The sequence below is a fragment of the Microbacterium sp. UFMG61 genome, from assembly GCF_015354505.1.
Taxonomy (GTDB): domain Bacteria; phylum Actinomycetota; class Actinomycetes; order Actinomycetales; family Microbacteriaceae; genus Microbacterium.
The window spans coordinates 103497-127877 of the sequence record NZ_JACAFP010000004.1 but is presented as its reverse complement, the minus strand read 5'-3'; the positions used below and the strand labels follow the sequence as shown (position 1 = coordinate 127877).

Here is a 24381-nt window from a genome sequence, read left to right as displayed (position 1 = left end):
GCGTAGGGTGGATGACATGTCGCGCATCATCGTCTTCGGCGGCCACGGCCGCATCGCACTGCTGCTCGCTCCGATTCTCGTCGCCCGGGGCGACGAGGTCACGGCGGTCATCCGCAATCCCGATCATGTCGCAGAGGTCGAGCAAGGCGGCGCGCATGCGCTGGTCGCCGACATCGAACAACTCGGCACGGACGAGCTCGCCGACATCATCCGCGGGCATGACGCCGTGGTCTGGTCGGCCGGAGCCGGTGGCGGCTCGGCAGAGCGCACGTACGCCGTCGACCGAGACGCCGCCATTCGCACGATGGATGCCGCGGCGGACGCGGGCGTCACGCGGTACGTCATGGTCTCCTGGATCGGTTCGAAGGCCGACCACGGTGTCCCCGAGGACGCCGACTTCTTCCCCTACGCCGACGCCAAGTGGGCCGCCGACGAGCACCTGCGCGGCACCGACCTCGACGGCACGATCCTCGGGCCGGGCACGCTCACCTTCGACGAGCCGACCGGCCGCATCCTGCTCGACGCCGAGGGCAAGGCCGAGGTGTCTCGCGCCGACGTCGCCGCGGTGATCGCCGAGTCGCTCGGAAATCCCTCGACCTTCGGCCGCACGATCCGGTTCGGCAACGGCGGCGACGACTCGACGCCGATCGCCGACGCGCTCAGCGCCTGAGCTCCATGTCGCGTCGCCGCGCGTGGACTGCGGGAGCGGTGGCGCTCGTTGTGTTCTCGGTGGCGCTGGTTCCTGCGGCAGCGGCGGCAGGTTCCGGCCTGAGCCGCGCGACGACAGGCGGGAGCCTCGAGCGCGCGAGTGCCCCGGCATCCGGCCCGAGCGATCGGGCAGCCGAGACGGTGGCGGACATGACGACCGCAGAGCAGGCCGCGAGCGTCGTGATGGGGCACATCTCGACCACCGATCCGAGCGCGCTGCGCGCCTACATGGCGCAGGGGCTGGGCGGCTTCATCCTGATGGGCGGGAACATCCCGGCGACCGGTGCGGAGTTGAAGACGATCACGGCCGCGCTGGCGCCCGATCCCGACCTGCCGCCGCTCATCGCGATCGATCAGGAGGGAGGGATCGTCTCCCGCCTCTCCGGCGACGCATATCCGTCATCGACGACGCTGAAGACATTGCCCGTCGAACAGACGTCGGCGGCGTTCTCTGCCCGCGCATCGCTCGTCGCGCAGGCCGACATCACCGTCAACTTCGGGACGGTGGCGGACGTCACGGCCGACCCGTCGTCGTTCATCCACGGGCGAGCCCTGGGCACGGATCCGCGATCGTCCGCCGACCGCGTCGCCGCTGCCACTGACGCGCAGGAGCACTTCCTCGCCTCGACCCTCAAGCACTTTCCCGGCCACGGCGCGGCCCCCGGTGACTCGCACCACGCCATCCCCCGCACGACGGAGACGCTCGAGCAGTGGCGTGCATCCGATGCGATTCCCTTCGCCGCCGGCATCGACGCGGGCGCCTCGGTGCTCATGTTCGGCCATCTCGCCTACACCGCGATAGATGCGGCGCCGGCATCGCTGTCGCCGCGCTGGCACGAGATCGCGCGAGATGAGCTCGGTTTCGACGGAGTGATCGTGAGCGACGACCTCGGCATGCTCCAGTCCTCGGGGGTCGCGGACTACGCGGATCCGGTGCAGAACGCGGTATCGGCCCTCGCGGCGGGCACCGACCTGGTGCTCATGATCGCCGGTTCGACCGATCAGACGGCCGGGCAGATCGTCAGCGGGGTGACCGCGGCCGTCGACTCCGGTGCTCTGCCGGCCGAACGGCTCGCCGATGCCGCGACACGCGTCATGGCGCTGCGGCTGCAATCCAGCGCATCGAGCGCGGACTGGACACTCTGCGACGACTGTGCTCCGGTCGACTGACGGCCTCGATTGGACCGGGGCAGTGCGAGCAAGCGTCAGTCGGTCACGCGGAGAGCGATCGATCGATCGGCGCCGAGCCAGGACCCCAGTAATGCGGCTCGCAGCGCTGCGCCTCCGTCGGCGAACACCCGCTGGCGGCGCACGTACTCGGCCTTGCCCTCGGCGGTCTCGATGCGCACGGGAACGATGCCCCAGTCAGCGAGGTCGTAGGGGGCTGCCTGCATGTCGAGCAGACGGATGTCGCGTGCGTGCTCGAAGGCATCGAGCAGCAGCTCGCCCGGCACGAGCGGCCCCAGCTTCAGAGCCCACTTGTACAGATCCATCCCGGCGTGCAGGCAACCGGGCTGTTCGAACAGCGGCTGCTCGTCGCGGGTCAGGGCCGCGCGGTTGAGGGGAACCGCCTCGGGAGTGAAGAAGCGGAAGGCGTCGAAGTGCGTGCATCGCAGGTCGTGGCTCTCGACGACCGCGTCCGTGGCGGACTGACCGAGCCGCAGCGGCACGGGGTGGCGGTGCTCATCCGCGCGATAGACCATGGCCCACTCGTGGAGTCCGAAGCATCCGAACTGTCCGGGACGAGAGGCGGTGCGCCGCAGCATCCGCTCGACCAGCCCCGCGAGCTCCGGCTTCTCGCGCGCGAACGCGGCGGCATCCGGAACCGCCCCATCGGGCGTCGTGCCTCGGGAATACCAGCGCCAGCTCGCTCGCTCTGGCGCGTCTTCGAGCTCGACTCCTGCACCGGGGTGCCACCGGCGCAGCTGCGACGGCTTGTAGGAGTAGTAGGTGAAGAGGAAGTCCCAGACCGGATGCTTCTCGCCGCGTGCCGCTCGTTCGCGATGTGCGGCGGTGAGCGCGTCCGCCCGTTCGTGGTGAGCGGCCTCGCGGCGCTGCCATTCGGACCGGGTGAGGATCATCTCAGCGCAGGATGCCGGCTTCGCCGAGCAGGTCGCGCAGGCCCGCACCGTCTTCGGCGCTGACCCACGGGGCGACGTCCTCGGAGTGCGGCTCGCGTCCCGCACGGCCACCGGCGAGCACGGCCTCGGCGGGAAGCAGACGCCGGATGGCGACGCCGGCCACGGAGTCGGGGTGCTCGTCCATGAACTGGGAGTAGATCGCCTCGTCGTGCTGACCGTCGTCGCCGATGAGCAGCCACTTCATGTCGGGGAACTCGGTGGCCAGACGCCGCAGGTTCGTCAGCTTGTGCTCGCGGCCGCTGCGGAACCAGCGGTCGTGGGTCGGGCCCCAGTCGGTCAACAGCATGGAGCCGGCGGGGAAGAGGTGACGTCCGAGGAAGCGCGTCAGCGTCGGCGCCACGTTCCATGCACCCGTCGACAGATAGATCATGGGGGCGCCGGGATGCTCGCGCAGCACCTGATCGAGCAGAACGGCCATGCCGGGCACGGGGAGGCGGGCGTGCTCGTCGACGACGAAGGAGTTCCACGCCGCGATGAAGGGGCGGGGGAGCGCGGTGACCATCACAGTGTCGTCGACGTCGGACACGATGCCGAATCGGGTGGACTCCGAGACGATGAACGCCGTCGTCTCCACGGGCTCCTGACCCTCGACGGAGAACGTGAAGGTCTGCCATCCGGGTTCGAGCGTCGACTCGACCACGGAGTCGATCACTCCGCCGCGGTCGGCGATGACGTGGTGCACGGAGTCGCCGATCCGCACGGTGACCTTCGCGAAGCTCACCGGGATCCCGACGAAGCTCCGCCAGCCGCGCACGCTCGCCGGCTCACCGTTCTTCGTCCGGCGTTGGGGAGGAACGATCAGGACACGTCCGACGACGCGAACCCATCCGGGCCCGCCGTATCCGGGGAAGGGGAGGATGGTCGCCGTGCGACCGTTGCGGCGCGCTCGTCCCTCTCGCCACACGTGGAAGCGGTGTTCGAGACGCGCGAACCAGTGGATCCGGGGCGCCGGGGGTGCGGAAGCCATTGCTTCAGTCTTTCACGTCCGCGCTGCTCTGCGTGTCGGTGTCTCCGGTCTCGAGGTGACGTGCTTCGAGGCGGGCGAGCACCTTCTTGCCCACGAAGGCGAGCACGAGGAACAGCGCGATGATGCCCACGAACACATACCCGGCGAAATGGACCCGGTCGACGAGCTCGCGGAAGCTGCCTGCGGCGAGGGATGTGATGCTCACATACGCGGTGGCCCAGAGCAGGCACGCGGGGGTGGTCCACGCGATGAAGCGGCGGTAGGAGTAGTGGCTCATGCCCACGGTGAGCGGTACCAGGGAGTGCAGCACGGGCAGGAAGCGCGAGAGGAAGATCGCGATACCGCCCCGGCGGGCGAGATAGTTCTCCGCCCGAACCCAGTTCGCCTCACCGACTCGGCGACCGATCCAGGAGTGTCGGATGTGCGGACCGACCCAGCGTCCGAGCCAGAATCCGATGCTCTCGCCGATCAGCGCGCCGATCACGACCGCGATGACCATGGCGATCGCCTCCACGAGTCCGGAGACACCCATGGAGGCGATGATGACGATCGTGTCGCCGGGGACGACGAGTCCGATGAGGATGCTCGTCTCGAGCATTACCGCGACACCGGCGATGAGCGTGCGCGCGACCGGGTCGATCGACTGGATCAGGTCGAACAGCCACAGCAGCAGGTCATCCACTCCTTGAGAATACGGGAGCAGGAGAGGCCTAGGCTGAGAACGTGCCCGACCGTCTGACCGCTCGCGTCCTGCCCCACGCGGTCGATCCCGACGCCCTCTTCGTCGCCCTGGAGGCCGACGCCGAGGACCTGTTCTGGCTCGATGCCGGAGCCGGGGCGTCCGAGGGATGGAGTTACATCGGCACAGGCGACATCGCCACCGTGCCCGATGACATCCGGCTCGACATCGCGGCGCCGTCGGCGGACCCGACGGGCCCCCCTCTGCGCGGCGGCTGGGTCGGCTGGTTCGACTACGAGAGCGGGGCGGAGTCTGCGGGGGCACCGGTCGCGCGTACCCCTGACGAGCCTGTCACCACGGGTCTGCGCATCACCCGGATGGCCGCGTTCGACCATGCGACGGGAAGCGTGTGGGTGCTGGCCGATGAAGAGAGTCAGGACGGCTGGGCACGTTATGTCGCATCCGTGGGCACGGCACCCGGCATGCCCTCCGCTCCGTCGAGCGCTGCAGCCGTCGCCCGCCATACGCCGAAGGAGTACGCGCATCTCATCGAACGCTGCCGTGAGCTGATCCGAGCGGGGACCGCGTACCAGCTCTGCCTCACCACGCGCTTCACCGTTCCCGGCGTCCACGACGGCGTGTCGGTGTACCGGCGTCTGCGCTCAGCCACCCCGGCTCACCATGGCGGCTTCCTCCGGATGGCAGGGGAATCGCTGCTCAGCGCGAGTCCCGAGCAGTTCCTGCAGGCCGAGGACGGTGTGATCCGCACCCGCCCCATCAAGGGCACGCGTCCGCGCGGGCGGGATACTGCCGAAGACGTCGCGCTCGCCGCAGAGCTCGCGGCGGATCCGAAAGAGCGCGCCGAGAACGTCATGATCGTCGATCTCATGCGCAACGATCTCTCTCGGGTGTGCGTGCCGGGGTCGATTCGTGTCGACGCGCTCTGGGCCGTCGAGACCTACCCGGCAGTGCACCAGCTGGTCAGCACCGTCAGCGGCACAGCGGCTGAGGGGTTGACCGTCGGTGCTCTGCTCGCGGCGACGTTCCCCGCGGGGAGCATGACCGGGGCACCGAAGCTGTCGGCCATGACCGAGCTGCATTTGCTCGAGGGCGGGGCGCGCGGGGTGTATTCCGGATGCTTCGGCTTCGTCGGAGACGACGGGACGCTCGACCTGGCCATGGTGATCCGCAGCATCGTGCTCGATCGCTCCGGTGCGCGGGTCGGTGCGGGTGGGGGGATCACGTGGCGGTCGGTCGCGGCCTTCGAGGTGGCGGAGGTGGCGACGAAGGCGCGAGCGCCGCTGACCGCTCTCGGGGCGGAAATGCCCGGCGCCTGGGCTTCCGATATCCTGAACTGATCCCCTTTTCCTTCCAGATTGGTCGTGCGTTCGTTGTCTGAGAACCTGTCCACCTCTCCCGTCGACGAGGAGTCCTCCTCGGCGCACGCCATCCAGGCCAAGTGGCAGAAGTACTGGGCGGAGAACGGCACGTTCCTCACCGGCGGCGATGAGGACACCCGGCCGCGTCGGTATGTCCTCGCGATGTTCCCGTACCCGTCGGGTGACCTGCACATGGGGCACGCCGAGAACTACCTGTACTCCGACATCGTCGCCCGTTTCTGGCGCCACCGTGGGCACAACGTTCTGAACCCGATCGGGTGGGACTCGTTCGGTCTGCCGGCCGAGAACGCGGCCATCCGTCAGGGGGCGGACCCGCGCGAGTGGACCTACCAGAACATCGCACAGCAGAAGGTCGGCTTCGAGGCCTACGGCGTCTCGTTCGACTGGAGCCGGGTGCTGCACACCTCCGACCCCGAGTACTACCGCTGGAACCAGTGGCTGTTCCTCAAGATGTCCGAGCGCGGTCTGGCGTACCGCAAGAAGAGCCCGGTCAACTGGTGCCCCAACGACCAGACCGTGCTGGCGAACGAGCAGGTCGTCGACGGCCGGTGTGAGCGGTGCGGCTACGAGGTCGTCAAGAAGAAGCTGACCCAGTGGTACTTCCGCATCACCGACTACGCCGACCGTCTGCTCGACGACCTCAACCAGCTCGAGGGGCGCTGGCCGCACAAGGTGCTGCAGATGCAGCGCAACTGGATCGGCCGCTCGGTCGGTGCCGACGTCGACTTCCGCATCGAGGGACGCGAGGAGCCGGTCACGGTCTTCTCGACGCGCCCCGACACCCTGCACGGCGCGACGTTCTTCGTCGTCGCTCCCGACGGAGATCTCGCCGCCGAGCTGGCTGCCGAGGCTCCGGCCGAGGTGCGCGAGCGCTTCGAGAAGTACCTGGGAGATGTGCAGAAGACCACCGACATCGATCGCCAGTCGACCGATCGTCCGAAGACGGGCGTCTTCCTCGAGCGCTACGCCATCAACCCGGTGAACGGCGAGAAGCTGCCGATCTGGGCTGCCGACTACGTGCTGGCCGACTACGGCCACGGCGCGGTCATGGCCGTGCCCGCGCACGACCAGCGCGACCTCGACTTCGCCCGCGCCTTCGACCTGCCCGTCAAGGTCGTGGTCGACACGACCGCTCCGATCACCGGTGCCATGCCCGTGATCGAGGTCGACGACGAGGGTGTTCCGATCGACACCGGTGCCGCCATCGAGGAGCAGAACCCTGCGTCGACCGGCATCGCGCTCACCGGCGAGGGTCGCATGATCAACTCGGGCGCCCTCAACGGCCTCTCGAAGCGCAACGCGATCGCGCGCGCCATCGAGCAGCTCGAGGCGTCGGGAACCGGCCGTGCAGCGAAGAACTATCGTCTGCGTGACTGGCTGATCTCGCGCCAGCGCTTCTGGGGAACCCCGATCCCGATGCTGCACGCCGAAGACGGGAGCATCATGCCGGTGCCCGAAGACAAGCTGCCGGTGAAGCTGCCGAGCGTCGAGGGCCTCGACCTGAAGCCGAAGGGCACCTCGCCGCTGGGCGGCGCGGAGAGCTGGGTGCGCACCGTCGATCCCGTGTCCGGGGAACCGGTGCTGCGCGACCCCGACACGATGGACACGTTCGTCGACAGCTCGTGGTACTTCCTGCGGTTCCTGTCGCCGAACAGCGACACCGTCGCTTTCGATCCCGCGCAGGCGGCTCGTTGGGCGCCGGTCGACTCGTACATCGGCGGCGTCGAGCACGCGATCCTGCACCTGCTCTATGCGCGTTTCATCACCAAGGTGCTGTTCGACATGGGGCTGATCGACTTCACCGAGCCGTTCTCGAACCTGATCAACCAGGGCATGGTGCTGCTCGACGGACAGAAGATGTCGAAGAGCAAGGGCAACCTCGTTCTCTTCCAGGAGGAGCTCGACGCACACGGCGCCGACGCGCTGCGAGTGGGTCTCGCGTTCGCCGGCCCCGTCGAAGACGACAAGGACTGGGCCGACGTCTCGACGACCGGGGCTCAGAAGTTCCTCTCCCGGTCGGTGCGCATCGCGCACGAGGTCTCCAGCCCTGTCGACGTCGTGTTCGCGGGAGGCGACGCGGCACTGCGTCGCGCGACGCACAAGCTGCTGTCCGAGGCGCCCGGTCTCGTGGAGCAGACGAAGTTCAACGTGCTCGTCGCCCGCCTCATGGAGCTCGTGAACATCACGCGCAAGACCATCGACGGCGCCGGGGGAGCCGGAGACCCGGCTGTTCGCGAAGCCGCCGAGACGGTCGCCGTGATGCTCGACCTCATCGCTCCGCACACCGCGGAGGAGATGTGGGAGGCGCTCGGCCACGAGCCGTCGGTCGGACTGGTCACGTGGCGGTCTGCAGACCCGGTGCTGCTGGTCGAAGACACCGTCACCGCGGTCGTTCAGGTCGGTGGCAAGGTGCGTGCGCAGCTCGAGGTGTCCGCCCGCATCGGAGAGGCCGAGCTCGAAGCGCTCGCCCGTGCCGACGAGCGGGTGATCCGATCGATCGGCGATCGCGAGATCGTCAAGGTCGTGGTGCGCGCGCCGAAGATCGTCAGCATCGTCGTCAAGAACTGAACAGTCCTGCACAGCGTGCCGCTGCCCATGATTCTCCACGGACAGCGGCACGCGGCGTTCTGCGGGTCATCGAGCGCCTCTAGCGTGGCGGCATGTCCGACACGCTGCCGCCCCCGCCGCGACCACGCCGGTTGCAGCTGAGCCTGGGTGCGGCCGTGATCGTCGGGCTCGTCGTCCTGTCGGGAGCAGTAGGCCTCGGCCTGCTGAAGGGTCAGGCGGCGCCGACCGAATCCGTGTCCATCGACGCGGATGCCGATGAGTCGGGAGCTTCGGGAGAGCTCTATGTCCACGTGCTCGGCGCAGTCGAGCACCCGGGACTCTACGTTCTCGACCTCGACTCCCGCATGGTCGATGCCGTGGCAGCGGCCGGAGGCACAACCGACTCCGCCGACCTGGCAGGCATCAATCTCGCCCGGACCCTCGAAGACGGCGAGCAGATCATCGTGCCTGTCGCGGGTGTGGTGGATGGCGGGGGTGATGCGGTGGTGGCCCAGCCTGCGGACGACAGGGTCGACCTCAACGCCGCCGACCAGGCCGCCCTCGAGACACTGCCCCGCATCGGCCCTGCGTTGGCCGAGCGGATCATCGCGTGGCGCGAAGAGAACGGCGGCTTCCAATCGGTCGACGACCTGCTCGCGGTGCCCGGGATCGGCGAGAAGCTGCTTGCGGGCATTCGTGAGGCGGTGCGGGTATGACTCGTGATCGGCGCCTCACCGTCGATCAGGTCTTCCGTCACGACCGGACACGCCGCCACGAGACGACGTCAGCGGTGAAAGGTTCAGCGACCGCTCGAGGGTTCCACATCTCTCAGGATCGCGCGCGCGGCACGTTCGCCGGACGCGAGGGCACCCTGAATCGACGCGGTGTCGCGATGGTCCCCGGCGATGTAGGACCGATCGGCGTAGCGCGGTGATCGCGGTGCGCTCAGGGGCGCAGGCTGGGCCGGGAGCGCGTCGACGATGTCGTCGCGTCGGATGAGCTCCCACGCGCTGATGTCGGTGCCCCAGATCTCACCCAGGTGGCGACGGACATCTCTCTCGTCGGCGGGATCGCTGCCACGCGGCAACAGGCACGTCGCGGCGATGAGGTGGCGTCCGGCCGGGGCATACGAGGGCACCGTGTGCGTCATCACGACGGTGTTCACGACGGGGCCGCGTCCGACGCGCCCGTCGACGGTGAGCAGCGCAGACCCGGTGGGCGGTTCGGTAGCGGCGAACCACCATGTCTGCAGGCCGTTCGTCGCCGGCGCGGCAAGCCCGGTGAGGCCGGAGACCGCGTCGGGGCCCACCGCGACGACCACTCGAGAGGCAGCGACGGAGTCGCCGTCGGTCAGCTCCATCCGGATGCCTTCTCCGTGCGAAGACATCCGTTCGGCGCGGGCATCGAGTCGGATGTCTGCGCCCGCCGCGCGTGCGTGCGCGGCGAGCTGCTCCGGGACCGCAGCGATCCCCTGAGCGGGCAGGCCCGGGCAACCGAGGGCGAAATACCGCACGAGCGACTGGGTGAACGCGTTCGACGTCTCACCGTCGCGTTCGGCCAGGACCCCGGCGAGGAAAGGTTCGAGCACGGCGGTGCGCAATGGGCCGCGGAGCCCCGCGGCCTCCCATCCCTCGCCGACGGTGACATCGTTTCGGGCGAGACGCGAGAGCGGACGGATCAGTGCCGGCGCTGCCCAGCGCGCCAGTGCGACGGCATCCCGAGCGCTCACCAGACCGCTGCGCAGGGAGGTGGCGATCGACAGCGGATGCCGCACGGGATGCCGCAGTTCGGCCGTCCCGTCCGTCGTGCGCACTCGCACACCGACCGGGAAGCTCCCCAGCGCGAGCGCGTCGAGCTCGACACTGCGGCGGAGCGCCGGGTACGCGGGATTCAGCACCTGGAAGCCGCGGTCCAGCCGGAAGCCGTCGACGATGTCGGTGCGTTGACGTCCGCCGATGGCATCCGCGGCCTCGAGGACGACCACATCGAGCCCGCGTCCGGCGAGCAGTCCGGCGCAGCGGAGGCCTGCGAGACCGGCGCCGACCACGATGACGTCATGCATTCGACACCACCTCTCCTCGGCGGATCGCCGCCGCACGCAGGCCGATCGCCGCGCGTTCGTCGCCGTCGATCCGATCGATGTTGCGCACCTGCAGGGCCATTCGCGGGTTCGCGGCGAGCGTCTCATGGTGGCGCATCAGAAAGTCCCAATAGAGAGTGGTGATCGGGCAGGCGTCCGACCCCACGCGCTTCTTCGGGTCGAAGCGGCAGGTGCGACAGTGCGGGCTCATACGCGATATGTACGCGCCCGATGCCGCGTAGGGCTTGCTCCCCATCAACCCGCCGTCGGCGAACTGGCTCATTCCCAGGGTGTTGGGCAGCTCCACCCATTCGACCGCGTCGACGTAGACCGCGAGATACCAGGCGTGCACTTCTGTCGGCTCGACCCCCAGAAGCAGAGCATAGAGACCCGTGACCATCAGTCGCTGGATGTGGTGCGCGTAGCCGTTCTCCAGCGTGGTGGCGATCGCGTCGGCCATGCACGCCATCGAGGTGTCGCCCGTCCAGTACCAGTCAGGGAGCGGCTCGTGCGCGTCCAGCGCGTTGCGGCGGGCGTACCCCGGCATCTGAGTCCAGTAGATTCCCCGGACGTACTCGCGCCATCCGAGAATCTGCCGGATGAAGCCCTCGGTGGAGGCCAGCGGCGCCCGTCCGTCGCGGTATGCCGTCTCAGCCGCCGCGACGACCTCACGAGGGTGGAGGAGCTTCAGATTCATCGCGGCAGACAGGTGAGCGTGCCACAGCCAGGGCTCACCGGGCCACAGGGCGTCCTGCGAGTCGCCGAACTGAGGCAGGCGCTCCTCGATGAAGAGAGCGAGTGATTCGAGTGCCTGCGAGCGCGTCACGGGCCACGCGAACGTGTCGAGACGACCGGGGTGGTCGGAGAAGCGTTCGGTGACGAGCGCGAGAACGTCTCGGGTGATCTCATCCGGCTCGAACACGGCTCTCGGTGGCACGAGCCCCGGCCCCTGTGTGGGAAACGCCTTGCGATTCTCGGCATCGAAGTTCCACGCACCGCCCTCCGGCTTCCCATCCGGCGCCATCAGGATTCCGAAGCGCTGACGTTGCTCACGGTAGAAGTACTCCATCCGCAGGGTGCGGCGCTCCGTCATGTGGGCGGCGAACTCCTTCACCGTGCAGAAGAAATGGCGGTCCTCATGGATCTCGAGAGGGATGTCGGCTGCCGCCGCCGTCTCTCGCATCGACTCGAGGACGCGCCAGTCGCCGGGCGCGGTCATCTGCAGCGACGCCGGAGCCAGTCGTGCGATGTCGGCGGTGAGCTGATCGGCGAGAGAGCCGCCGACGCTCGGGTCATCGAGCGATGTGTAGTGGACCGTTCGTCCCGCGGCGCGCATCTCGGCTGCACAATGCCGCATGGCCGACAGGAACAGGGCAGTTCTCGGCTTGCTGCTCCAGACGTGAGTCGACTCTTCGATGACCTCGGCCATCCACACCGCATCCTGAAGCGGATCGAACCCGTCGAACGCACTGGCCTGGAGATCGAGCTGATCGCCGAGCACGATCACCAGATTGCGCAGCGGCTCCATGGCACCAGCGTACGACGGGAGAGGGGGGAGGGGGCGACCGCACGGCGGATGCGGGTATCGGCGGCATCGCCGGGTTACGCTGAGGACCATGCGGACACCGTCACCGCCTCTGGTCGTCGAGGGTTCAGCCGGGCTCACTTTCCACCCCCGAATTCGTACGCTGTCGATTCTCGGAGCGCTATGAGTCGGCAGCGCACTTCCCGCCCGCAGGGCGAGATGAAGACCTGCGCCTCCTGCGGTCGCGAGATGGCGTGGCGGGCGGAATGGTCGGCCGTCTGGGACGAGGTGAAGTACTGCTCGGCAGCGTGCCGTGCCCGCAAGGTGACGGCGAAGGACCGCGAACTCGAGGACGCGATCGTCGCGCTGCTCGTGTCGCGCACGGCGAAGGACACGATCGGTCCCGCGGACGCGGCGCGCGCCGTTGGCGGTGAAGACTGGCGGGAGCTTCGGGAATCCGCGCGTCGCGCCGCCCGGCGGCTGGTGGCCGCGGGTGTCGTCGAGATCGTGCAGGACGGACGTGTCGTGGATCCGTCCACGGCGAAGGGGGACATACGAATCCGTCGGCGCCTGCCCGCCGGGTGACGAATGCGGTCGCCGGCGTCAGCGTCGCATGAGATCCGTCTCATCGAATCGACCCCTCGTCGTCAGTCATCGGGGTCCGTGTCCAGGTCCGTCCCGCGGGGGATGCTCGGGACGATGCCGAGTCCGTAGTGTGGATCGTATGGATATCGCTTCGATGATCATGGGCGCCTCGATCGTCTCCATCGCGTGGATCGCCTTCTGGCCATGGTCGCAGCTGAAGCGACTTCGCGAGATCGAGGGACGCGCCTCTCCGAGCCCTGACTCGGATCCGACTCGGCGTCCGTAGCCTTGTCGCCCTGAGAACTCTGCACCGCGCGGCGAGCGATCGCTCCGCCACTCGCACCGCGGTGATTGCATCTCCTTCGGTTCGTGACGCGTCATCGATGGCGTTCGACCGTCGAAGACGTCCGTGTCCTGTTTCTGCACAAGCCACCGCGTCGCTCGGTTCTCCACGCGGATCATCACGCTGCTCATCGGCGCCGGCGGTCGGCCACTACGGTGTCCGGATGTGCAGACCGACAGCCACGACCGAGGTGCGCGGCACGGTGGTCGCCTCGGTCTCCGCCCCCGCTCCTAATGGGGCGCTCGTGTGAGGCGCGACCTCCGCCTGCTGCCCATCGCGGGTGCGGCGTGGATCGCGGCGCTGATCTGCGTGTTCGCGCCTGCGACGGCCGTATGGTGTGCACTCGCGGGGGTGGGTGGCGCGATCGTCGTGTGCGGGATCCTGCTGCGGCGCGCCGGTCGTGAGGCCACGCCCGCTGCTCTCGTCGTCGTCGTGCTCGCGGGGATCGCCGCAGTCTCGATCACCACGATCGCCGCACTTCCGGCCCGCGACGGCGTGGCCTCGTGGGACGGGCGTGTGGTCGAGGCCACGGGCGAGGTCACCTCATCCGCGTCGGTCGGTCGGGACGGGCGGCTGTGGATGGAGATCCAGCTCGTGGGCATCGGATCGCCCGGCGCGGTCCGCGCCGCCTCCGCGCCGGTGCGCATCGGGATCGATCCGGGTGACGGGTTCGATCTCGGTGCGAGAGTCAGGGTCATCGGCGAGGCGGCGGCGACGGAGCCGGGGGAGCGCGCAGCGCTGGTGGTGTTCGCGAGCGCCGCGTCGGTGGAGCGGCCGGCATCCGGGATCTTCGCTGCCGCAGCTGAACTGCGCAGGGTCTTCATCGATCGCGCGCGGCGGCTGCCCGAGCCCGGCGCGGGTCTGCTGCCGGGTCTGGCGGTCGGCGACACGCGCGCGGTGTCCCAGGAACTCACCGAGCAGATGAAGGCCAGCGGCCTCAGCCACCTCACCGCGGTCTCCGGTGCGAACTGCGCGATCGTCGTCGGTGCCCTGTTCTGGCTGACCGCACTCTGCAGTGGGGGGCGGCGCACCCGAGTGGTCGTCGCCGCTCTCGGACTGAGTGGCTTCATCGTTCTCGTCACTCCCGAGCCGAGCGTCATCCGTGCGGGCGTGATGGCCGGTGTGGCGATGCTCGCCGTGCTGCTCGGGCGTCCGAGCGCCGGTGCCGGGATGCTCGCGCTGAGCGCGACGGGCATCCTGCTCGTGGATCCGTGGCTGGCGGCGAGTGCCGGATTCGCGCTCTCGGTCGCGGCGTCCGGCGCATTGATCCTGCTCGCGCCGCATCTGGCGCGGGGGATGCAACGGTGGCTGCCGGGTCCGCTGGCCCTCGCGATCGCTGTGCCCCTGGCGGCTCAGCTCGTGTGCGGCCCGATCATCGCCCTGTTCGCCGATCAGCAGTCGTTGGTGGGTCTTGCCGCGAACCTGCTGGCCGCCCCGGCCGCGCCCCTCGCGACCGTGATCGGGATGCTGGCATGCCTCGCCGCCCCGATCCCACCCCTGGCCGACCTCCTTGCCGCCTCTGCGTGGCTCCCGGCAGCGTGGATCGCGGCGACGGCGCAGGTGAGCGCAGCTGTCCCCCTCGCGCAGATCGCGATGCCGGCGGGCATCCTCAGTGCCGCGGTGGTCGGTGCGGTGAGCGCTGCGATCGCGGTCGTGCTTATCGGTGGTACTTCGAGCGTCGGGGGTCGCGGCCTCCGGGCGCTCGCAGGGATGGTCGTCGCGGTCGTCGTGGCCGTGTTCGGTGCGCGCATGCTGCTCGACGGTCCCTTGGCCGGCTCGACCAGCCCCGACGGCTGGTCGATCGCCGCGTGCGATGTGGGCCAGGGTGATGCGCTGCTCGTGCGTTCCGCAGGGGAGGTGGCGTTGATCGACACAGGGCCGGAGCCCGAGTCGCTGGCAGAGTGCCTGCGGTCGCTGGGCATCGACAGGATCGACCTTCTCGTGCTCACGCATTTCGACCTCGACCACGCCGGTGGCGTCGAGGCGCTGCAGGGCCGTGTCGACGAGGTCGTGCACGGGCCGACGGGTGAGCACGGCGATGAGAGGACGCTGGATCGACTGGCAGACGGGGGCGCGACGGTCACGCTCGCCGTGGCGGGTATGCGCGGCGAGGTCGGAGGAGCGGAGTGGAAGGTGCTGTGGCCGCAGCGCACGGTGGCGGCGTTCCCGCCCGGCAACGACCTCAGTGTGGTGGTGGAGTTCGGAGGGGGAGCGGTGCCGCGCTCTGTCTTCCTGGGAGATCTGTCGGCCGAAGCCCAGCGGATGCTGCTGCGCACCGCGCACGTACGCGGTGCGTTCGACGTGGTCAAGGTCGCGCACCACGGCAGCGCGGATCAGGATGCCGGGCTGTACGAGGCTCTGCGTCCCGCCGCCGCGCTCATCAGCGTCGGCGAGGGCAACGACTACGGGCATCCGCGGACCGAGATCCTCGCGATCCTCGATGCGGTCGGTGCCCACGTGTTGCGGACGGACCTGCAGGGTCGGCTCCTGCTCGCCGAACGCGAGGGCGAGTTGCAGGTCTGGACCGAGGAGTAGGAGAGCAATGACGGAATGCACGTTCAGTCGAGCGGGACCCCCCGACGTACGGGGCGGTGTCCGACCTCGCCGGTAGGCTGGAGGAATGGCATCTTCGCGTACTCCGTCCCGTGGTGGAGCGAAGGCGACCAAGATCGCACAGGTCTCGTGGCGCGAGCCCCGACCGGCACCCCTGGTGCTCGTCTTCGGCCCTGAGGAGGTCTGCGCCGAGCGGGCCATCGCCGGGGTGCGCGACTATCTCCGCGCGGAGGACCCCGCCCTCGAGGTGACCGATGTCCGTGCCGACGACTATGCCCCCGGCACCCTTCTGGCGCTCACGTCGCCGTCGCTCTTCGGCGAGCCGAGACTCTTGCGCGTGTCCGGAGTCGAGAAGTGCTCCGACGCATTCCTGCAGGAGGCCGTGTCGTACCTCGACCACCCGCAGGACGGGGCGACCGTCATCCTGCGCCACACCGGGGCGAGCGTCCGCGGAAAGAAGCTGCTCGATGCGCTGAGGGCGGGAACCGGCGGAGGAATCGAGATCGCGACGCCGGCGATCAAGCGTGACGGCGACCGGGTCGATTTCGCCGCAGGGGAGTTCAAGGCGGCCAAGAAGCGCATCGCCCCACCCGCGCTGCGGGCACTCGTCTCGGCGTTCGCCGACGACCTGACCGAACTCGCCGCGGCCTGTCAGCAGCTGATCGGCGATGTCGAGGGCGACATCACCGAAGAGGTCGTCACGAAGTACTACGGCGGCCGCGTCGAGGTCTCGGCGTTCGTCGTGGCCGACACGGCGATCGCGGGTCGTTACGGCGAAGCGCTCGTGGCTCTGCGCCACGCGCTGGCGTCGGGCGCCGATCCGGTGCCGATGGTCGCGGCCTTCGCGATGAAGCTGCGCACGATGGCGCGTGTGGCCGGCAACCGCGAACCCAGTCGTCAGCTCGCGCAGCGGCTCGGCATGAAGGACTGGCAGGTCGATCGCGCGCGACGCGACCTCGCAGGCTGGAACGAGCGCTCGCTGGGGCTGGCCATCCAGGCGACCGCACGAGCGGATGCCGAGGTCAAGGGCGCGGCTCGTGATCCGATCTTCGCGCTCGAGCGGATGCTGACCGTGATCGCGACCCGCCGACCTTTCGGCGAGTAGCGACGCCGCGTCGATCCCGGTCTTGCGGTCGCGGGTGACCGTACTGGTACTGACGTGGGTACTCTTGCAGACACGAAAGAGCCCGTCCCGCGAACGGGACGGGCTCTTCACACCCATGCGGGTCTGAGCTCAGAGAGCGGCGACCTGCTTGGCGATGGCCGACTTCTTGTTGGCAGCCTGGTTCTGGTGGATGACACCCTTGCTGACGGCCTTGTCGAGCTTGCGGGAGGCGGTCTTCAGCGCGGCCTCAGCCGCAGCCTTGTCGCCGGAGACAACAGCGGCGCGGGTCGCGCGGATGTGCGTCTTCAGCTCGCTCTTCACGGCCTTGTTGCGCTCGTGAGCCTTGTCGTTGGTCTTGTTGCGCTTGATCTGCGACTTGATGTTTGCCACGTGTGGACGCTTTCTGTACAGGATTTGATGGGAGTGCCGGCAGAAGAAGAGGGCTTCCACACGGCGGTCGTGAGGGAAGAACCCACACGCAAGCCAAGAACCAACTCTACCAGCACTCGGGTCGTTCGCCCTAAACGGCTTCAGAGGTGCACAATCGTCTCAGCCGGAGCGTGTGCGGCCCACCGTGAGCGACGACGTCGAGGAGTCCCATGATCCGCTGTCCCGGCACCGCAGGCCCCCGATGACTGCGCGGGGCCCGGTCGGCGCGCGCTGGATGACCCTGTTCACCCTCGCCTGGCTCGCCGTGTGGACGGTGCAGCTCACCCCCGCGCAGCTTCTTCTTCCTCTACAGCTCGACACGCCTCAGGACGATTGGATCAGGGGAGTGGTGTCGTCGGGCCTCGTACTCGGCATCGGCGGGCTCGCCGGCATCATCGCGGGCCCCGTGGTAGGAGCGCTCTCGGACCGCACTCCTGCCGGCCGCCGGCGGCGACGCCCGTGGGCGCTCGGTGCGGTGTGGTTCACGGCCGTGTTCTTGGTCGTCACCGGTCTCGCCGAGGGGCCGTGGGCCGTGGGCGTGTCGTGGGTGGGGGTCTCGATCGGTGTGGCCGTCGCCTCTGCGGCCTTCGGTGCACTGATCGCCGACCAGCTTCCCCCTCGCCAACGCGGCGCGGCCTCGGCCGCCGTCGGATCCAGTCAGGCGGTCGGGATCGTCCTGGGAGTCGGCCTCGTCGTGCTGCTCGGGCTCGGCATCCGTGACGGCTACCTGCTGCTCGCCGCTCTGATCGCCGTGGTCGGATCCGGGGCAGCTCTCCTCCTTCCGGATGAGCCCGCCATCGATGCGCAGCGACCTTCTCGGCCGGCACGCCGCGTGCTCGCGTCACTGCGCGACAGAGACTTCGCCTGGATGCTGTCCGGTCGTCTCGTGACGAACATCGGAAATGCGCTCGGCACGTCGCTCTTCCTCTTCTTCCTGCTTCACGGTCTGCAGCAAGGGTCCGTCGAGGCGCAGGACAACCTCCTGCTGCTGATCGTCGTCTACACGGTGTTCGTCGTGATCGCGTCGGTGGTCACCGGGATCCTGTCGGATCGCATGGGTCGGCGCCGCGGACTGGCGGTCGCCGCGACCCTGGTGCAGGCGTGTTCGGGCGTCGTCATCGCCCTCGTGCCGACGTTGGAGGCGACGATGGTCGCCGCTGCGCTCATGGGGCTCGGCTATGGGGCGTTCTCGACGGTGGGCCTGGCGTTCGCCGCCGATCTGCTCCCCGACGAACAGGACCACGCTCGCGACCTCGGTGTGGTGAACGTCACCGCGGCGCTCGGTCAGCTCATCGGACCCGTGCTCGGCGCCGGGCTGGTCGCCCTCGTGGGCGGCTTCTGGCTGGTGTTCGCCACGGCCGCAGCGCTGTCGGTCGTCGGCGGGGTGCTCACGGCTCGCGCGCGTCAGCCCGTTCGCTGACCACGTCTGCCTCGATGGTCGCGATCCCCAGGCGGAGAACCGCATTGAAGACGTGCGGACGCATCGCGGTGACGAGATGTGTCGTGCGCGGCACGACGATCAGCTCGGCTCGTGGGGCAAGACGCTGGAACAGGGCTTCGTTCAGACGCAGCTGGTCGTACTGGCCGTTCACGAACCAGAGCGGCACGTCGATGCGTGCCACCGCGGTGGCGAGATCGAGCGTTGCCAGGTTTCTCAGCGCGGTGTCCTGCGTGTCGAGCGCGTAGCCGCCGGCGGCGAAGTCCGATCGGGTCTCCTCGGGAATCGTCGCTTCGAGGATGCGCTCTGTGAGCCACATGCCTCTGTCCGGCAGGCGGTCGACGGCCCGGGCGATCACACGATAGGCGGCGAGGCCGGTGCCTCGGGGGAGCGAGGTGCACGAGGCGGCGATGAGTCCGGCCACCGGTGGTCTCTGCGCTCCTCCGGTGTATGCCAGGGTCAGCAGCCCGCCCATCGAATGGCCGACGAGGAGGACCGGTCCTCGCGTCGCGGCGTCGCGGACCGCCGCGTCGATCGTGTGCAGCGCCTCGTGGAGGGTGAAGTCCTCCTGCATCCGGGTGCCGTGACCCGGGAGGTCGACGGCGGTGGCCGGGATGCCGGCCTCCTGCAGGAACGCGAGTTGAGACCTCCACATCGTCGCGGACGTGCGGATGCCGTGCACGAGGACGATCTGGACGGTCACGGGTTCAGCATACGAAAGCGGGGCCGGTGGATGAACCACCGACCCCGCTCTCGGAGGAAGAAGTGCTTACTTCTCCCAGCCGACGTTCTCGACGGGGCTGACCCCGAAGAGGTCGAGACCCACGTAGGGCTCAGGCGTCAGGTTGGCCAGGCCGTCCTTGACCGTGTAGATCGAGGGACCGTTGTAGAGCGGGATGACGCCCCAGGTCTCCTTGATGATCTCCGGCTCGAGCTTCATCGTGGCGGCGGTCCAGTCCTCGGCCGTCGTCTGCGACTCGACCTGGTCCGCGATCTTCTCGTCGATCTCGGGAGTTCCGGTGCCCGAGAGGTTCAGGCCGCTGTCAGAGCAGTACAGCTGGCAGAACCACAGCGGGCCGAACGGGTCGGAGTCGGTGAAGCGCAGCGAGAACGCATCCCAGTTCTTCGTGCTGAAGTCGGTCGAGAAGTCCGCGGGTGCGCGCTTCTCGATCGTCAGGTCGATGCCGATCGCCTTCTGCTGCTGCTGCAGCGCCTTGGCGAGCGCCTCCTGCGTCGGGTCGTCGCTGTGCACCGGGAAGACGATCGAGAGCTTCTCGCCGTCCTTCTCGCGGATGCCGTCTTCGCCCTCGGTCCAGCCGGCGTCGTCGAGCAGCTTCTTGGCCGCGTCGACGTCGAACTTCAGACCTGCTTCGGCGAACGAGTCCTTGTAGCCGTCCTGGAAGTCGTACAGGTTCAGCGAGCCGGCCGGAGCCTCCTCGTAGTCCAGTCCGTTCCAGGCGATCTGCTTCTGCTGATCGATGTCGATCGCCATGAAGAAGGCCTCACGAACCGCCGGGTCCGACAGCTGCGGCTTCTCACCGTCGAGGATGACGATGGTCTTGGCGGTCTGCTGCGAGCGGTAGGTCGTGACATCTTCCATGTCGGCGACCTGCGCGAGGCGGTCCTTGGTGTTCGTGCCGACCATGTCGATCTCGCCGTTCTTGAAGGCGTTGATCGAAGCCGAGGCGTCGAGACCGGTGAAGGTGACCTTGTCGAGCAGCGGCGCGTTGCCCCACCACTTCTCGTTGGGCTCGAACGTGACCGACTGGCCGTTCACGTCGTAGTCCGTCAGCTTGTACGGGCCTGCACCCCACTCGGGGTGCGGGTTCTCGATGAACGCCGTGTTGAAGATCTCCGGTGTGTTGACGGCCGGGTGCATGATGCCCGTGAGGAACGGCATCTTCGGCCAGGCGAACTCACCCTTGAAGGTGACGATGACGTCCTTGTCGGTCTCGCCGGCCGTGACCGACTCGATCTCCTTGTAGCCGTCGGTGGCGTTGGCCTCGTAGGCCTCGTCCGTGCCGCTGTTCGCCTTCCAGGTGGCCTCGAACGCGGTGTAGTCGATCGGGGTCCCGTCGTTCCAGGTCGCCTTCTCGTTCACCTTCATCGTGACGACGGTCTTGCCGTCCTTCTCGCTGATGTCCCAGGCGTCGAGGTAGGCGGGGTTCGCCGAGACGGTGCCGTCCGGGTCCATGAGGAAGACCTGAGGGGTGTACCAGGAAGCGAGTCGCTGGGTGTCCGCGCTGCCGTTGCCGTTGAACGCGTTCATCTGCGGCGTGACCTCGTTGATACCGAAGTTGACCTCGCCTCCTTCCTGCAGGTTCTCGCGGGGCTGCGGGTTGTAGTCCGACGCCTTCGTCTCCTGGGGCTCGTTGCCGCCATCGGTGCCGCTGTCTCCAGTGCCCGACGCACAGCCGCTGATCGCGAGTGCGAGGGCCCCACTGAGGGCGATGACGCCCGTCAGCTTGGTGGTGCCTTTCATGGTGCTCCTTTCGCCTTTCGGCGTGTCATAAAGGGGAGGTTAGTTCGCCGTCGTCCCAAACACTCGCGATGCACGTGAATATCGGAATACTGTTACACGACCTTAACCGGAGAGCATTCTCGGAGGTCGCCGTCAGGAGGCCAGCGGCTGGGTCGTCATGGTCTTGGCGTCGAAGATGATCCGCTGGCGACCGCGCTCGATGTCGGGGTCCGGAACGGGGATCGCCGAGAGCAGAGCCTTGGTGTACGGGTGCTGCGGATTGTCGAAGACTTCGTCGACGTCACCGTGCTCCACGAACTCGCCCAGGTACATCACGGCGACGCGGTCTGCGATGTGGCGCACGACCGACAGGTCGTGCGCCACGAACAGATACGACAGGCCGAGCTTGACCTTCAGTTCGTCGAGCAGGTTGATGACACCGGCCTGAATCGACACGTCGAGCGCCGAGACGGGCTCATCGAGCACCACGATCTTCGGGTTCGTCGACAACGCGCGGGCGATGCCGATGCGCTGTCGCTGGCCGCCCGAGAACGCGCCGGGGAATCGGTCGAGGTGCGCGGGGTTGAGCCCCACGAGATCCATCAACTCCTGCACGCGCACGTGGGCATCGGCGCGGCTGACACCGATCGCGATCATGGGCTCGGCGATGATCGCGCTCACGGTCATGCGGGGGTCGAGCGCACCCATCGGGTCCTGGAACACGATCTGGATGTCGCGCCGCAGCGCTCTCTCCTGCGCGCCGCTGGTGATGTCGCCCACGCTCGTGCCGGCGACGACGATGTCGCCGTCGTCCTGCTTCGCGAAGTCCATGATCTGCAGCAGGGTGGTCGTCTTGCCCGAGCCGGATTCGCCGACAATCGCCATGGTCTCGCCCTCGCGGACGTCGAAGCTGATGCCCTTGACCGCTTGCACCTCGCCGACCTTGCGCTTGAAGATCGCGCCCTTCATCAGAGGGAAGGTCTTCGTGAGGTTACGCACTTCGAGCGTGACCGGCCGCTGCTCGCGAGGGGTCAGCGTCAGGGCGCTTTCGGGAACCTCGGTCACGGGGTAGACCGGCAGACCGCCGATCAGGCCGCCGTCCTCGATCTCGCCCGAGCGGAAGCAGGCGGCGGTGTGCGCGGCATCGGTTCCGGTGGCGACGGGGAGGAGCTCCGGCTCGGATGCCCGGCAGGCGTCGACGACGATCGGGCAGCGATCCGCGAACGGGCAGGCGTGCGGCAGGTCGATGAGCAGGGGCGGGTTGCCCTTGATCGGCACGAGCGGCTGCTTCTCGGCCTTGTCGACGCGAGGGATCGCACCGAGCAGGCCGATCGAGTACGGCATCCGGGTGCGGTGGAAGAGCTCGCGCGCCTCGGCATGCTCGACGGGCTTGCCCGCGTACATGACGATGACGTCGTCGGCTGTGCGCGCGACCACGCCCATGTCGTGCGTGATCATGATGACCGCGGCGCCCGTCTCGCCCTGCGCCTTCTCGATGAGGTCGAGGATCTGCGCCTGGATCGTCACGTCGAGAGCGGTGGTCGGCTCATCGCAGATGATGAGCTTCGGGTTGTTGGCCATCGCGATCGCGATCACGACGCGCTGGCGCATACCGCCGGAGAACTCGTGCGGGAAGGACTTCATCCGCTTCTCGGGCTCGGGGATGCCGACGAGCGAGAGCAGTTCGACCGAGCGGTCCCACGACTCCTTCTTCGACAGGTTCCGATGCACGGTCAGTGCCTCGATGAGCTGATCCCCGATGGTGAACACGGGCGTCAGCGAGGTCAGCGGGTCCTGGAAGACCATGGTCATGCCGTTGCCGCGGATCATCGACATCTGCTTGTCGGTCTTGCCGAGCAGCTCTTCGCCGTCGAAGACGATCGAGCCGGTGACCTTGGCGTTGTCGTCGAGCAGGCCGATGATCGCGAGCGACGTGACGGACTTGCCCGATCCGGACTCGCCCACGATGCCGAGGGTCTTGCCGGCTTCGAGGTCGAACGAGACACCGCGCACGGCGTCGACGCGTCCGGCCTCGGAGGGGAAGCTGACCCGCAGGTCGCGGACGGAGAGCACGGGGGATGAGGAGATGGTGGTCATGCGCGGCCTCCTGCCGCAGAGGTGGGATCGAGCGCATCGCGCAGTCCGTCGGCGACGAGTGCCATCGAGACGGTGAGCAGCACCAGTGCGGCGGCGGGGAAGTAGAACAGCCACGGGGCGCTGGTGATGCTGTTGGCGCCGCTGCCGATGAGCGAGCCGAGCGACACATCGGGGATCTTCACTCCGAAGCCGATGAACGACAGTCCGGTCTCGGTCATAACCGCCGCGACGACACCGAGCGTGAAGTTGATGACGAGGAGCGAGCCGATGTTCGGGAGCAGGTGGCGCATGACGATGGTCATGCCCCGCACGCCCATGTACCGGGCGGCCTCGACGTACTCCCGCTCGCGCAGTGACAGTGCCATGGTCCAGATGACCCTGGCCTGGAAGAACCAGCCGATGAAGATCAGGGCCAGGGCGATGACCCGCCAGTCGCCGCCGGCGGTGTTCGACACCAGGGCGAGGATCAGGAAGGTCGGGATCACCATCAGGAAGTGGATGAGCAGCAGCGTGAAGCGCTCGATGCGTCCGCCGAAGTAGGCCGCGGCCGTGCCGACCACTGCGGAGAGCGCGGTGGTGCCGACGGAGACCGTGACGGCGATCATGAGCGAGCGCTGCAGACCGATCGACACCTGTGCGAACAGGTCGTTGCCTGCCGGGGTCGTGCCGAACCAGTGATCACCGGACGGGGGAGTGCCGAGGTTCAGGAAGTCGAGGTAGATGTGGTCGTAGCGCGCCACCAGCGGGCCGACGATCGAGAAGAGCACCAGCGCGAGGAACACGATGACGCCGAAGACCGCCGGCTTGTTGCGCATGAAGCGCCGGTAGTACAGCGCGAAGGTCGACATCCGCTTGCGCTGCACGGCCACAGGGGCCGGCTGCTCGGCGGTGTGCAGCGTGGGGTCGATCATTTCCGAGCTCATGTCAGCTCACTCTCACTCGCGGGTCGAGGGCGACGACGGCGATGTCCGCGAGGATCGCGCCGATTGCGGTCAGGACCGCACCGAAGGCGGCGACCGCCACGACGCCGTGCACGTCGTTCTTCGAGATCGTGTCGATGAAGTACTTGCCCATGCCGTTCCAGCCGAAGATCGACTCGGTCAGGATGGCGCCGGTGAACACCGTCGGGATCGTGAACGCGAGCTGCGTGGCCACGGGGATGAGCGACGGACGCAGTGCGTGCTTGCGGATCGCCTGCTGCTTCGTGAGGCCCTTCGCCCGGGCGGTGCGCACGTAGTCGGCCTTGATGTTGTCGAGCAGCAGAGACCGCTGCAGCAGGTGGTAGTTCGCGTAGCCGGTGAGGACCAGCGCGATCGTCGGCAG

The 24381-nt window shown here is 68.3% G+C and carries 21 protein-coding genes; 10 read left to right on the top strand and 11 right to left on the bottom strand.

The genetic code is table 11. The features are described from left to right. Window positions 1-16 precede the first annotated feature (16 nt). Window positions 17-670 carry an SDR family oxidoreductase gene (locus tag IXW21_RS05900; protein ID WP_194763337.1) on the top strand — a complete coding sequence of 218 codons (654 nt, stop codon included), beginning with the start codon at window positions 17-19 and terminating at the stop codon, window positions 668-670. 5 nt (window positions 671-675) lie between these two features. Continuing rightward, window positions 676-1878, top strand: coding sequence for a glycoside hydrolase family 3 N-terminal domain-containing protein (locus tag IXW21_RS05895; protein ID WP_194763336.1), 1203 nt, complete (start codon window positions 676-678; stop codon window positions 1876-1878). A 35-nt stretch (window positions 1879-1913) separates the two neighbouring features. Here the strand turns inward: IXW21_RS05895 and IXW21_RS05890 are convergent, their stop codons facing one another. From IXW21_RS05890 to IXW21_RS05880, 3 genes are read right to left on the bottom strand one after another with little or no spacing between them, the layout of a single operon-like run. Then, entirely contained in the window at window positions 1914-2789 is an 876-nt protein-coding gene (locus IXW21_RS05890) for a 3-methyladenine DNA glycosylase (RefSeq protein ID WP_194763335.1), read from the bottom strand. Window position 2790: 1 nt separating this feature from the next. Continuing rightward, on the bottom strand, window positions 2791-3816 hold the full coding sequence (locus IXW21_RS05885; RefSeq protein ID WP_194763334.1) for an App1 family protein: 1026 nt from the start codon (window positions 3814-3816) through the stop codon (window positions 2791-2793). 4 nt (window positions 3817-3820) lie between these two features. Then, window positions 3821-4498, bottom strand: a complete 678-nt coding sequence (locus tag IXW21_RS05880) for a DedA family protein (protein WP_194763333.1) — start codon at window positions 4496-4498, stop codon at window positions 3821-3823. 41 nt (window positions 4499-4539) lie between these two features. Here IXW21_RS05880 and IXW21_RS05875 point away from each other — a divergent pair, with 41 nt between their 5' ends. The 3 genes from IXW21_RS05875 to IXW21_RS05865 all read left to right on the top strand — a co-directional run bounded on the left by IXW21_RS05875 (window position 4540) and on the right by IXW21_RS05865 (window position 9158). After that, a complete protein-coding gene (locus tag IXW21_RS05875) occupies window positions 4540-5853 on the top strand; it encodes an anthranilate synthase component I family protein (protein ID WP_194763332.1) in 1314 nt (437 codons plus the stop codon). Between the two features lie 33 nt (window positions 5854-5886). Next, window positions 5887-8463, top strand: a complete 2577-nt coding sequence (gene leuS / locus IXW21_RS05870; RefSeq protein WP_228528214.1) for a leucine--tRNA ligase — start codon at window positions 5887-5889, stop codon at window positions 8461-8463. 92 nt (window positions 8464-8555) lie between these two features. Further along, window positions 8556-9158 carry a helix-hairpin-helix domain-containing protein gene (locus IXW21_RS05865; RefSeq protein ID WP_194763330.1) on the top strand — a complete coding sequence of 201 codons (603 nt, stop codon included), beginning with the start codon at window positions 8556-8558 and terminating at the stop codon, window positions 9156-9158. Window positions 9159-9241: 83 nt separating this feature from the next. Here the strand turns inward: IXW21_RS05865 and IXW21_RS05860 are convergent, their stop codons facing one another. Both IXW21_RS05860 and IXW21_RS05855 read right to left on the bottom strand, forming a co-directional pair. Further along, a complete protein-coding gene (locus tag IXW21_RS05860; RefSeq protein ID WP_194763329.1) occupies window positions 9242-10504 on the bottom strand; it encodes an FAD-dependent oxidoreductase in 1263 nt (420 codons plus the stop codon). After that, complete coding sequence (locus tag IXW21_RS05855; RefSeq protein ID WP_194763328.1) at window positions 10497-12050, bottom strand: cryptochrome/photolyase family protein; 1554 nt, start codon at window positions 12048-12050, stop codon at window positions 10497-10499. The genes IXW21_RS05860 and IXW21_RS05855 overlap by 8 nt, the downstream gene beginning before the upstream one ends. A gap of 180 nt (window positions 12051-12230) precedes the next feature. Here IXW21_RS05855 and IXW21_RS05850 point away from each other — a divergent pair, with 180 nt between their 5' ends. From IXW21_RS05850 to holA, 4 genes are all read left to right on the top strand, one after another. Further along, window positions 12231-12632, top strand: a complete 402-nt coding sequence (locus tag IXW21_RS05850) for a DUF3253 domain-containing protein (protein ID WP_194763327.1) — start codon at window positions 12231-12233, stop codon at window positions 12630-12632. Window positions 12633-12771: 139 nt separating this feature from the next. Continuing rightward, a complete protein-coding gene (locus IXW21_RS05845; RefSeq protein ID WP_194763326.1) occupies window positions 12772-12918 on the top strand; it encodes a hypothetical protein in 147 nt (48 codons plus the stop codon). Between the two features lie 303 nt (window positions 12919-13221). Next, entirely contained in the window at window positions 13222-15510 is a 2289-nt protein-coding gene (locus IXW21_RS05840) for a ComEC/Rec2 family competence protein (protein WP_194763325.1), read from the top strand. A gap of 85 nt (window positions 15511-15595) precedes the next feature. Continuing rightward, complete coding sequence (gene holA / locus IXW21_RS05835) at window positions 15596-16633, top strand: DNA polymerase III subunit delta (RefSeq protein ID WP_194763324.1); 1038 nt, start codon at window positions 15596-15598, stop codon at window positions 16631-16633. Between the two features lie 129 nt (window positions 16634-16762). On the opposite strand, the gene rpsT is transcribed toward holA, so the two are convergent. Further along, a complete protein-coding gene (rpsT, locus tag IXW21_RS05830; protein WP_194763323.1) occupies window positions 16763-17023 on the bottom strand; it encodes a 30S ribosomal protein S20 in 261 nt (86 codons plus the stop codon). A 172-nt stretch (window positions 17024-17195) separates the two neighbouring features. Between rpsT and IXW21_RS05825 the strand changes: the two genes are divergently transcribed. Beyond that, entirely contained in the window at window positions 17196-18482 is a 1287-nt protein-coding gene (locus IXW21_RS05825; protein ID WP_323742175.1) for an MFS transporter, read from the top strand. Here IXW21_RS05825 and IXW21_RS05820 read toward each other — a convergent pair. From IXW21_RS05820 to IXW21_RS18225, 5 genes are all read right to left on the bottom strand, one after another. Beyond that, a complete protein-coding gene (locus IXW21_RS05820; protein WP_194763321.1) occupies window positions 18451-19203 on the bottom strand; it encodes an alpha/beta fold hydrolase in 753 nt (250 codons plus the stop codon). The genes IXW21_RS05825 and IXW21_RS05820 overlap by 32 nt on opposite strands. A gap of 66 nt (window positions 19204-19269) precedes the next feature. Further along, on the bottom strand, window positions 19270-20982 hold the full coding sequence (locus tag IXW21_RS05815; RefSeq protein WP_194763320.1) for an ABC transporter family substrate-binding protein: 1713 nt from the start codon (window positions 20980-20982) through the stop codon (window positions 19270-19272). A 132-nt stretch (window positions 20983-21114) separates the two neighbouring features. Continuing rightward, entirely contained in the window at window positions 21115-23058 is a 1944-nt protein-coding gene (locus IXW21_RS05810) for an ABC transporter ATP-binding protein (protein WP_194763319.1), read from the bottom strand. Then, entirely contained in the window at window positions 23055-23981 is a 927-nt protein-coding gene (locus tag IXW21_RS05805) for an ABC transporter permease (RefSeq protein WP_194763318.1), read from the bottom strand. Before IXW21_RS05805 ends, IXW21_RS05810 begins: the two co-directional genes overlap by 4 nt. A 1-nt stretch (window position 23982) precedes the next feature. Continuing rightward, the coding region (locus IXW21_RS18225; RefSeq protein WP_228528213.1) for an ABC transporter permease at window positions 23983-24381 on the bottom strand (399 nt) is incomplete at its 5' end.